Genomic DNA, 11,244 nt, shown 5'->3' on the forward strand with positions numbered 1-11,244 from the left:
AGACACAGCTGGGTTGACCGCGCACCAAACTGATCGAACGAAACCACTATCGTGTTCGTTATATTCTAGTTTCACAAATAGAAATTCGTTGATCTGTCCTTGCCCGCGCGACATCGCCTGGCCAAGACATACCGTCAAGCCGACGTTCCGTCGGCGTAGGAGGAGCCGTAGCCGTGGACATCGAAACTCTCGTCGCAGCAATAGATCCCGAACACGGCGTCCGCATAGGTGGACAAGCCGTCGGAACGGACGAAACCTTTGCGGTCACCGACCCGGCAACCGCAAAGACGCTCGCCCACGTAAGCAGCGCCGGCGCTGAACTAGCGGCTGCTGCCGTCGATTCTGCAGCCTCCGCGTTCACCTCATGGCGGTCTACCGCGCCACGTGTGCGCTCCGAAATCTTGCGCGCGGCGTACGAGTTGATGATCAGCAATGCCGACATGCTGACCACACTGATCTGTGCCGAGAACGGGAAGCCACAGTCAGATGCGCGCGCCGAAGTCGGCTACGCCGCAGAGTTTTTCCGGTGGTTTAGTGAGGAGGCCGTCCGTACGGACGGCAGCTACGGTGTCAGTCCCGCCGGGGCGGCCCGTACTGTGGTGACGCATCGCCCGGTTGGTGTCGCGGCGTTGATCACCCCTTGGAACTTTCCCGCCGCGATGGCGACTCGCAAGATCGCTCCTGCTCTGGCTGCCGGGTGCACCGTAGTTCTCAAGCCTGCCCGAGAAACACCGCTGACAGCGCTGGCAATCGCTGATATTTTGGCACGCGCTGGCGTGCCGCACGGCGTGGTCAACGTCGTTCCCACCACCAACTCCTCGGATATCGTGGGAACATGGCTTTCCGATGAGCGGGTTCGGAAAGTCTCGTTCACTGGGTCAACCCAAGTCGGACGCGCCCTCCTGCGCCAGGCAGCTGATCGAGTAGTCAACGCCAGTATGGAACTCGGCGGGAACGCCCCATTCGTGGTGAGCGCGGACGCCGACATTGCAGCGGCAGTTGACGGCGCGATGATTGCCAAATTCCGTGGCAGCGGACAAGCCTGTACCGCAGCCAACCGGTTCTACGTGCATGCCGCAGTCGTCGACCAGTTTGTCGAGAAGTTCGGCGGCGCCATCAACTCGTTACGAGTCGGCCCTGCGACCGATCCCGGTTCACAGGTCGGTCCGCTGATCAACGCTCGCGCCGTAGACACAATCCAACGATTGATCAATGACGCAGTGGCAGAAGGTGCGAACATCGCCGCGTCGGCTCCGATTCCGGACCGCGGCTTCTTTTTGTCGCCTACGTTGCTGGCCGATGTTCAACCGAACGCCGCGATCTTGACAGAGGAAATCTTTGGTCCGGTCGCCCCAGTGGTGGCATGGGACGACGAGGACGAGCTTCTCTCGCAGATAAACAACACCGAATACGGTTTGGCCGCGTACGTGTACTCCGGCCGTCTGCAAGACGCGCTAAGAGTCGCCGAGCAGATCGATGCCGGCATGGTCGGCGTCAACCGAGGCGTCGTCTCCGATCCCTCCGCACCATTCGGCGGGACCAAACAGAGCGGGCTCGGCCGCGAGGGAGCCCGTATCGGGCTTCACGAGTTCCTAGAGACGCAGTACTTCAGCATCGACGAATGACGGGGCTGCGATCAGTTAGGCACGCGCCGAGGGGCCGGGCGTGCCTAACTGATCGGCCTCCCGCTGAACGGCATGACATCGCCATAGCCCTGCATCTTCATCACCGTCCGCCGGGCTGGGCTTAGATCACACACCGCACCGCAGGCGTCATTCAGAACGCACTCCGCGAGCGACGAGCCTCCCCCAGAATCCGATCGCCGGCGAGCCACGCAAGAGCCATTGTCGGAGCGTTGTTGTTGCCCGAGGGCTGACCGGGAAACACCGAGGCGTCAATCACGCGGAGTCCCTTCGTGCCGCGAACTCGAAGGGAGCTGTCCACCACGTCGGTGTCCTCAGGTCCCATCTTGCAAGTCCCTAGCCCGTGGGCACCCGCAACACCTTTGGTAATTCCGTAGTCGACGATTGCGTCATCGTCATCGAGGTCGATACCTGGCTCCAACTCACTCGCGACAAACTTCGTGAACGGTTCGGTGGCGATGAGAGCGCGAGCTTTTCGGTATGCCAGCGGCAGCATGGCTCGGTCGTACTCAGTGCTTAGGTAGTTCGGTCGCAGGCGTGGCTGGTCGTCGAGACCAGGGCCGGTGATGTGCAGTGAGCCGCGACTCGTCGGATACATGGGTAGGGTCACCAGACGCGAGCCCGGCTGGTCGTCGACAATCAGTCTGCCAGACATCGGATTTGCCGCACTCGTTGAGATGGGCGTGAAGAAGGTCTGAGTGTCAGGGTGCGGTGCAGCCGGATCGGAACGGTAGATGCCACTCACTGCGTAGCCACCGTGGGCGATCACACCGTCGCGGGACAGCAGGTATTTGAACCCACTCCACATATAGCGCGCAACGCTTGAGGCCATTGCGTTGTATCCCCGCACACCTCTGAGCCGGTGCTGCATTTGGATACCTCGGTGCTCGGAGAAGTTCTCGCCTACGCCCGGGTTCTCCACGACAAGCGATACACCGGCGGCAGCGAGCACATCCTTCGCGCCGATCCCCGAACGCTCCAGCAGCAGAGGGGAGTCGAACGCGCCGCCGGCCACAATCACTTCTTCGCGCGCCAAGAACGTCGAATGCTCACCTCGGCCCCGACAGGTCACGCCGACCGCGCGGGTTCCATCGAACACTATGCGCTCTGCCTCGGTGTGCGTCGCAATCGTGAGGTTCGGCCTGCTTCTGATCGGTGCGAGGTAGGCACGCGCCGCACTGACTCGAAATCCGCGCCGAATGTTCGACGCGACGTACGAACCTCGTTCTTCACCCATGCTGTTCATATCCGCGACAGTCCGGATCCCGTTTGCAGCCATGGACGCCAAGAATGCGTCGCACGCTACCTCGCGCGGACCAGCGATGGAGATATCGACTGCTCCCGAGCCTCCACGCATAGAACTTGGCCCCAGTTCATGATTTTCCATAGCGCGGAATGCGCCCAGGAACTCGTTCCAACCCCAGCCAGGATTCCCCGCGGACTCCCACGCGGTGTAAAAGTCCGCCGCGCCCCGGTTCCAGACCATGCCGTTGATCGTTGTGGATCCGCCTATCACCCGGCCCCGCTTATACGTCTCGCTTCCACTGGCGCATTCGGGGTCTGTCGAAAACGACTTCGCATACCGCGCATCGGCAAGGGTGAAGTAGAAGCCCTTAGGAACGAGGTGGATGGGGTGGCCATCTCTACCGCCGACCTCGATGAGCAGCACCTGCAAGGACCGATCCGAACTGAGTTTGTTCGCAAGGATGCAGCCTGCTGCACCGGCACCAACGATGATGAAGTCGTAATGATGGTTCGAGAGGAGCTTCACAACTTGACGCTATCAAAGGCGAGCCGAGGATCTGACGCGATCCAAGCCGCCAGTACGCCAACTACCAGGACAGCTATCACTCAGGGTGTCGACGCCACTCGCCCAAGCTCGATTTAATCATGTTACCGTGACACTTAACACCATAGAGTGGCAGCGTAACCACGCTAATAGCCGCGGACGATTACGAGAGCGAGTAGCTGTGAGCAGTGCGGTAGCCCCCACCGAGGTAATCGAAGCGGACACCATCGTGGTGGGTGCTGGCGTCACCGGGATATACCAGCTGTACCGCCTGCGCGAACAAGGACACAATGCCCGCCTTCTTGAGGCCGGATCCGGAGTCGGTGGGACCTGGTACTGGAATCGATATCCCGGTGCCCGATTCGACTCGGAGAGTTACACGTACGGCTACTTCTTCTCCGAGGAGCTGCTCGACGAATGGACGTGGAGCGAGGAGTTCGCGTCCCAGCCCGAGACCGAGCGCTACCTCAACTTTGTCGTTGACAAGTTCGCACTGCGCGAGTTCATCGACTTCGACGCACGCGTCCGGTCTGCAGTGTGGAACGCAGCGAACTCGGTGTGGGAAGTCGAGACCGAACAAGGTGTCCGATACCGCGCACAATTTCTCATCACAGCACTGGGCATCTTGTCTGCGCCTCAGTTTCCCAGCGCTCCCGGGATCGGCACCTATCAGGGCGAGGCCTACCACACAGGTGTTTGGCCGGATCGTGATATCGACTTCACCGGCAAGCGAGTCGCCGTCATCGGGACGGGAAGCAGCGGCGTCCAGATCGTGCCCTTCGTAGCTGAGACCGCGGCACAGCTAACGGTCTTTCAGCGCACACCCAACTGGTGCACGCCGATCAACAACAAACCCATCGATGCGAAGCGGGCCGCTGAACTCCGGCTGAGCATGTCCGAGATCTATCGGGCCACCCAAGAGAGTGCTGCCGGCGGGATGTATCGCACAGAACCCGGGGCGCTTCTCGACCTCACCCCCGAAGAACAGCGCGCACATCTGGACCGGCTTTATGGCGCGCCAGGGCTTTCGATGGTCCTTGCCAACTTCCGAGACGTCGCGATCAACGCTGAGGCCAACGCTGTCGTGACGGACTATCTCGCAGACAGGATCCGTACCCGCGTCAACGATCCCTCCGTCGCCGCAAAACTCATCCCTACCGACCACCACTACGGACAGAAGCGCCCTCCGTTGGAGAACGGCTACTACGAAGCCTTCAACCGTCACAACGTCAGCCTGATCTCCACCGAAGAGGAGCCAATCGAGAGATTCACCGAGACGGGGCTGCGCACGGCATCTGGTGACTACACGTTTGACATGATTGTGTTCGCCACGGGGTTCGATTCAGTCGTAGGCTCATACAATCTCATCGACATCGTCGGCACCACCCGATCGCTGAAAGAACATTGGGCCAACGGGCCCAGAACCCATCTCGGCATTCAGTCGGCCGGCTTCCCCAACCTCTTCATGGTCGGCGGGGCGCAAAGCACCACTGGCAACATTCCGCGTGCCACCGAACCGCAGGTTGACTGGGTCATGCGGTTGATCAACTGGATGCAAGAACAGGGCGCAGCGTCGGTTGACACAACAGTCAGCGCTGAGGACGAATGGATCGACCACGTGCATAGCGGATTGGTTGGGTCACTCCTAGAGAAAGCGGAAAGTTGGGCGTTTGGCTCCAACGTTCCCGGTAGTGCCCGCGCTTACCGCCTCTACGCCGGAGGTCTACCTCTGTACAGGGAGAAGATCTCCGAGGTCGAACAAAACGATTACCGGGGCTTCACATTCACCAGCAAGTAAATGAAGCCACCCAACGCACCGCCGTCGACACCACAGTAGGCAACTGATATGCCAAGCGAATTCGAGGACCGACTAGCTATCGAATCGACGTTGCGCAAGTATGCGATGGGTCTTGACGAGCGGCGCTTCGACTTGTGGGCAGATGTGTTCACCGAGGACGCCATCATCGACTTCACTCCGATGGGCGGAAAGCGCGAGCGGCCAGGGCAGATGAGTGAGCGGCTCTCAGCAACCGACGCCAACTGGTTGTTCGCCCAGCATCCGTTGTACAACACGGTGATCGATCTTTCGGACGACTCTGCCACGGCGTTCTCCGACTACGGCCTCGAGACCGGCCGTCAAAGCGCAGAAGCCGGCGAAGGCCGCATCATCCGGACGTCGGGCGGCGGGAGCTACCGCGACGCGTTAATCCGAACGCCGCACGGCTGGCGCATCACCGAGCGAAAGGTGTATCTCAAGTGGAAGAGAACGGAGACCGTGGTCGACGAACTCGGTGTACAACGCACATTCCGCGGTGAGCAATCGAGCTAAGCGACGAGCTGGCGCCCGCGTTCCACGCAATGCGCGCTTTCAGACCAGCGAACACCCCTAGCCTTCCCACCTGAATGCGAGACTGTTTCGTGCCTGAGATCCGCCCGTTCCGTATTTGTATCTCGGACGCCGACCTCGCTGATCTGAATCTCCGGTTACAGCGCACCAGATGGCCCGAAGCGGAGTGCGTCGCCGATTGGAGTCAGGGTATCCCGCTGTCCTACACCCGGGAACTTGCCGACTACTGGGCCAACCAGTATGACTGGCGGGCAAGGGAAGCATCTCTCAACCAGTTCGATCACTACACCACCGCGATCGACGGTCTTGATATCCACTTCATCCACCAGCGATCGGCCCGCGAGGATGCCTTCCCGCTGATCATCACTCACGGATGGCCGGGCTCGATCGTCGAGTTTCACAAGGTGATCGGACCACTGACCCGCGCGGGATTCGATGTCGTCTGCCCGTCGCTGCCCGGTTTCGGCTTCTCCGGCAAACCCGCGACTACCGGATGGGGCATAAGGCGAATCGCAAGGGCGTGGGACCAATTGATGGTGCGGCTTGGCTACGACCGCTACGGCGCGCAAGGCGGTGACTGGGGGGCCGCGGTCACCACCCAAATCGGCCGCAATATCGAACACTGCGTGGCAATTCACACCAATATGCCGCTGGGCCGGCCGCCAGAAGATCTGCAGGCACCAACCGATGACGAGCGGGCAGCCCTCGAAAGTCTCGACGACCATTATCGTTGGGGATCAGGCTATTCCAAGCAGCAGGCGACACGGCCGCAGACACTGGGCTACGGACTGGTCGATTCACCAGTAGCGCAGCTAGCTTGGATTGTGGAGAAGTTCTACTCATGGATGGACTGCGACGGCCATCCAGAAAACATCCTCACCAAAGACGAGTTGCTCGACAATGTCATGCTTTATTGGGCAACCGGCACCGGCGCATCATCTGCGCGACTCTACTGGGAGAGCCTCGCCACATTCGCCGAAGGGAGCGCGGTGACCCTGCCCACTGGAGTGGCATCGTTCCCGAAAGAGACCCTACGCAACGTACGTACCTGGTGTGAGCCCAACTACAACATCACCCGATGGACCACGATGCCACGGGGAGGGCATTTCCCCGCATTCGAACAACCTGAACTGTTCGTTGAGGACGTAAGTCAATTCTTCGCCGACTTCCGCTAGCCGATGCACCCGGCGGCGCCGCTTACGCCAGAAGGAGATTCGACGCTTTCTTCCAGAATTCAGCGCAAATACCGCCGCAGGTGTGGCTCTGTCAATTTGTCTGGAAAGCACAACATCCAACGCCGCACGGCCGGCAGAAGGTCCCCGGGGATCGTTTGACCGCTGCGAGCAACACCGTTGAGCAAGTCGCAAATTGCGCTGTCCTCATCGCCTGCACCGATATTCGTACACACCCACACCCGCGTGTCGGCATCGATGACCTTGCTCGTTGCATCGAACAACGCCCACGCGAGTGACACCTGGTCAGCACGAGTCATCAGCACCCTGGGGTTCCCACTAGGAGTAGCGGCAACGTTCTGCCGCGCACCACCACCTCCACGAACCGCGATCGGGCCGATGGACTCCACACGCCGGACACGTTGACGATCGGATACCTCTGCTCGAACAGCATCGCCGCGCCCCAACGCTCGCGCGGCGCGCCTCCTCGCAACTAGGGTCATCGCTTTCCATCCTGCCGATTTATCGATCGAGGTAACCTTCACCGCTGCATCACTATTGAACGTGCACACCGGGATCGAGGGCATGTATTTCGGCAGTCGGGGCCTCCTGGTCGGCTGGTAGGCGGTGGCGCGCGGTCGGCTCGTCACCGAACTGGTGCACCGGCAACTTGTGCGTGCCCTCCAGGTCGTCGAGGATCGCGGCCTGCGCAGCCGGCGGCAGAGTGTGCAGGATCTCGCGCACCCGGGCCTGGCGCCGGCCCACCGCCTTGCGCTCGGGCATACCCGGAGTGGCCATCAGCTGCGGCGGCACACCCTCGATCTCCTCGACACCACCGTCATGCTGACCGGCCTCGATCATGGCCCGCTCAGCGGCCGCAGTCGCCTCGTCCTTCTCCTCCGACATACCGATCGGCCCGATACGACGACCATTGAGGAACTGCTTGACCACCGGCTCCTCACTGGTCAGCAACACCTCACGCGGCCCGAACATGACCAACTGCTTGCGGAACAGCATGCCGATGTTGTCAGGCACGGTCCGGGCGATGTTGATGTTGTGCGTCACGATCAGCACCGTGGCATCGATCTGGGCGTTGATGTCGATCAGCAACTGCGACAGGTAAGCGGTACGCACAGGGTCCAGACCCGAGTCCGGCTCGTCGCACAGAATGATCTTGGGGTCGAGCACCAGGGCCCGGGCCAGGCCGGCGCGCTTGCGCATACCACCGGAGATCTCACCGGGGAACTTATGACCGTCATTGGGCATACCGACCAGGTCGAGCTTCTCCATGACGATATTGCGGATTTCGCTCTCACTCTTCTTCGTGTGCTCACGCAACGGGAAGGCGGTGTTGTCATAGATGTTCATCGAGCCGAACAGCGCGCCGTCCTGGAACAACACACCGAACAGGGTGCGGATCTCGTAGAGCTCCTTGGCCGAGCACTCCAAGATGTTGGTGCCATCGATAACGATCGAGCCGCGCTCGGGACGCAACAGGCCGATCAGGGACTTCAGGAACACCGATTTACCGGTACCCGACGGGCCCAGCAACACGCTGACCTCGCCCTCGGGAACCGTCAATGTGACGTCTTCCCAAATCTTTGACGACCCAAACGATTTCGTCAGCCCCGTCACATCGATCTGAACGCCCATTCGATTCCCTCAGCCTTCGGTTTGTACTGGTGTGGTCACGGTGCCGTGGTCGGCGATGGCTCGGGCAGCACGTCCAATGTGGATTGGGGCGCCTGTTTGGTGAGATCGACGTCGCCGTCCAAATCGGGGAGGATCGGAACGAACTGGCACACGAACGTCGCCGCCAGCTGACACGGGTTCTCAGCCTTTCCCACTCCTGTGGGGAAGGCTACTGCAAGCATGAAAGTAACCATCCCCGCGGCGATCACCCGCAACTTTGTCCTCCGGCGAACGCTTCCCGTCATTTCAGACTCGCGGCGATGTCGCCCGACATGGCTGCAAGCTGCGGGCCCCAACTCGACCAATCATGCTGGCCGCCAGCCGGAAAGGATATCGTCGCGTTGTCCCCGAAGCTGCTGCGATAATGCGAGTAGAAGATCTTGTTGCTCCCCTGCGCCTGATCGCAATATCCGATCATCGCTGCGGGATCGCTACAGGTGAGCGTCGATGGGCTAAAGATCCAGAGTCGCGTCTTGTTGTCTATCAGCAATTGCATATGTACATCTGGATCGTGCCATTTCCAGCGACCGAACTGTGCCGGACCCCACATGTCCTGGGTGTTCACCCCACCGAACTGCGCCATACCCGCAGTGATCGCACCGTTGAGTTCCGTCCGTGATGGTGTGAGGAACCCTGACATCGAGCCGGCGTAGCGGAACCGGTCGGGATAGAACTCCGCCAATGCCAGCGCGGCCGTTCCTCCTTGGGCCGCGCCCACCGCGGCGTGCCCGCCACGTGCTAGCCCTTTGTTCACCGCGAGCCAGTCTGGCAGTTCCTGAGACAGGAATGTCTCCCATTGCTTGCCGCCGTCTTGTTCCCAATTGGTGTAGAGACTGAAAGCACCTCCGGCGGGGGCGGCAACCGAAATTCCCTTTCCTGCAAGGGTATTCATCGCGTCGCCGGCCGTCACCCAGTTGCTGACGTCGGGTGCGGCATTGAAGGCGTCAAGCAGGATGACTGCGTGCGGGCCGCCCCCTTGGAAGGCCACGGGTATATCGCGACCCATCGCTGCCGAGGGCACCATCAGATACTCCACGCCGGCAGCCCTTGCGACTGCGGCGTTCCACAGACTCAGGCCCAGTACGACGGCGAACGCTGAGCGAAGCAGCACAATGGCGATCTTCATCTAAAGGGCCTGCACTTCCGGTGGTATGGATTGTCGACTCTGGTCAGGCGAAGATCGGCTCGACACTCGATCTGACGACGGGATGTCCTGGCGTGAATTTGACGCGGAGTCCGGCCGGTCCGCTGACCATCGGCGGCTCCCCCAGCTCGGGCCAGTCCACCGGCCCCGCCGCCTCCATGTCTGGCATTCTTTGCAGCATTGCCGAGAACATCGTCGTGAGTTCCAGACGCGCCAGATGAGCCCCCAGACAATGGTGACGCCCCCCGCCGAACGTCAGATGCGGGTTGACCTTGCGCTTGATATCGAAGGTATCGGGCTTGTCGAAAACCTCGGGATCGCGATTGGCCGCACCGTAGTACATCACTACTTTCTGACCTCTGCTGACCTTCTTCCCACCAATCTCGGTGTCTCGGGTAGCAGTCCGGCGCATTGCCATGATCGGTGGGTTGTACCGAAGAATTTCTTCGAGCGCCTTCGGCATCAGTGCTGGATCATCGAGGAGCTCCCGTCGGGCCTCTGGATGGTCGAACAACGTGATCATGCCTGTCGACAACACATTTCGCGAGGTGTCGCTGCCGGCACTCACCAAGAGTTGGTAGTCCAGTTGGAACTGGAATTCATCGACCGGAACGCCCATGATGGCACTCTGCGCGATGCGGCTCAGCGTGTCATCGCGGGGATTCGCCGACCTCTCCGTCCACGCCTGGGTCGCGTGCTCATGAATAGTCGTCGCAGCTTCCAGCCCGATCCCCTCGGTGAGCGGGATATTGCGCGTGAGGATCTCCGCAGCGTGAAACATCTCTAGGGACTCGGCACGATCCAGACCCATCAGGTCAGCAATGGCAAAACTCGCCATCTTGCAGGACAAGTCCGCGACAAGGTCAGCCTCACCCTCCTCGATCACAAGGTCGATGATCGAATCGACCAACCGCTCCATACCTTCACGTGCCCTCCGTATCCGTCCAAGGCCGATCTCCTTGCCGAGGAGCTGGCGGTGTTCGGTGTGGTGCGGCGCATCGGAGAAGATGAGGTGTTTGCGAGTGTCGTCGCCGAGAGCAGTCCCCTCGTCGGAAATGAGAACGGTCGGCTCGTTCGAGAACGTCTCGGCATCGAGTTCGACGCGCTTGATGTCCTCATAGCGCATCAACGCCCAATAGCCCGGACCGTTTGCCTCTTCCTGCCAGTGCACGGGGTCTGTTTCACGGAGGTACCGGTAGACCTCATAGGGCGGACCAGCTCGAAACAGTTCGGGGTTCTGCAAGTCAATGTGCACAGGAATCCGTCCTTGATGTTGTAGGCGGGCTGACGGCCGACGGGCGCAGCGGCCCCGCTTCTCTCCCCCCAAAACAAGGTTATAGCATAATTAGGTGGTGCAGATCACCCTTGAACTAAAAGTTCCTGCGCGCCGCCGCCCATGTAGCACCGAACCAGGGCACTGCAGCTGCAGTCCTCCCCTGCACTTCGCGAATAGGTGT

At 60.7% G+C, this 11,244-nt stretch carries 9 protein-coding genes; 4 read left to right on the forward strand and 5 right to left on the reverse strand.

Annotated features, from left to right (window positions below; all coding sequences use genetic code 11):
* The first annotated feature begins 173 nt into the window (after positions 1-173).
* On the forward strand, positions 174-1,625 hold the full coding sequence (locus ACNQR1_RS34770; protein WP_418050029.1) for an NAD-dependent succinate-semialdehyde dehydrogenase: 1,452 nt from the start codon (positions 174-176) through the stop codon (positions 1,623-1,625).
* Between the two features lie 151 nt (positions 1,626-1,776).
* Here ACNQR1_RS34770 and ACNQR1_RS34775 read toward each other — a convergent pair whose 3' ends face one another.
* The gene (locus ACNQR1_RS34775) at positions 1,777-3,414 is read right to left on the reverse strand and encodes a GMC family oxidoreductase (RefSeq protein ID WP_418050030.1); all 1,638 of its coding nucleotides are present in this window, start codon (positions 3,412-3,414) and stop codon (positions 1,777-1,779) included.
* A gap of 199 nt (positions 3,415-3,613) precedes the next feature.
* Here ACNQR1_RS34775 and ACNQR1_RS34780 point away from each other — a divergent pair, with 199 nt between their 5' ends.
* From ACNQR1_RS34780 to ACNQR1_RS34790, 3 genes are all read left to right on the forward strand, one after another.
* A complete protein-coding gene (locus ACNQR1_RS34780) occupies positions 3,614-5,230 on the forward strand; it encodes a flavin-containing monooxygenase (protein ID WP_418050031.1) in 1,617 nt (538 codons plus the stop codon).
* Between the two features lie 48 nt (positions 5,231-5,278).
* A complete protein-coding gene (locus ACNQR1_RS34785) occupies positions 5,279-5,761 on the forward strand; it encodes a nuclear transport factor 2 family protein (RefSeq protein ID WP_418050032.1) in 483 nt (160 codons plus the stop codon).
* Positions 5,762-5,850: 89 nt separating this feature from the next.
* A complete protein-coding gene (locus ACNQR1_RS34790) occupies positions 5,851-6,954 on the forward strand; it encodes an epoxide hydrolase family protein (RefSeq protein WP_418050033.1) in 1,104 nt (367 codons plus the stop codon).
* A gap of 552 nt (positions 6,955-7,506) precedes the next feature.
* Here ACNQR1_RS34790 and ACNQR1_RS34795 read toward each other — a convergent pair.
* From ACNQR1_RS34795 to ACNQR1_RS34810, 4 genes are read right to left on the reverse strand one after another with little or no spacing between them, the layout of a single operon-like run.
* On the reverse strand, positions 7,507-8,604 hold the full coding sequence (locus tag ACNQR1_RS34795; protein WP_418050034.1) for an ABC transporter ATP-binding protein: 1,098 nt from the start codon (positions 8,602-8,604) through the stop codon (positions 7,507-7,509).
* Positions 8,605-8,639: 35 nt separating this feature from the next.
* Complete coding sequence (locus ACNQR1_RS34800) at positions 8,640-8,825, reverse strand: fibronectin-binding protein (RefSeq protein WP_418050035.1); 186 nt, start codon at positions 8,823-8,825, stop codon at positions 8,640-8,642.
* A gap of 59 nt (positions 8,826-8,884) precedes the next feature.
* Positions 8,885-9,769: an alpha/beta hydrolase-fold protein gene (locus ACNQR1_RS34805; protein ID WP_418050036.1), complete on the reverse strand. Its 885-nt coding sequence runs from the start codon at positions 9,767-9,769 to the stop codon at positions 8,885-8,887.
* Positions 9,770-9,812: 43 nt separating this feature from the next.
* Positions 9,813-11,042 carry a cytochrome P450 gene (locus ACNQR1_RS34810; RefSeq protein ID WP_418050037.1) on the reverse strand — a complete coding sequence of 410 codons (1,230 nt, stop codon included), beginning with the start codon at positions 11,040-11,042 and terminating at the stop codon, positions 9,813-9,815.
* Positions 11,043-11,244: the final 202 nt, after the last annotated feature.

Source organism: Mycobacterium sp. 48b, from assembly GCF_048282725.1.
Lineage (GTDB): Bacteria > Actinomycetota > Actinomycetes > Mycobacteriales > Mycobacteriaceae > Mycobacterium.

Bases quoted from the DNA above. Each gene is read 5' to 3' on its own strand.
- ACNQR1_RS34785 (WP_418050032.1), top strand. From the start codon at position 5,279: ATGCCAAGCGAATTCGAGGACCGACTAGCTATCGAATCGACGTTGCGC.
- ACNQR1_RS34795 (WP_418050034.1), bottom strand. From the start codon at position 8,604: ATGGGCGTTCAGATCGATGTGACGGGGCTGACGAAATCGTTTGGGTCG.
- ACNQR1_RS34800 (WP_418050035.1), bottom strand. From the start codon at position 8,825: ATGCTTGCAGTAGCCTTCCCCACAGGAGTGGGAAAGGCTGAGAACCCG.
- ACNQR1_RS34805 (WP_418050036.1), bottom strand. From the start codon at position 9,769: ATGAAGATCGCCATTGTGCTGCTTCGCTCAGCGTTCGCCGTCGTACTG.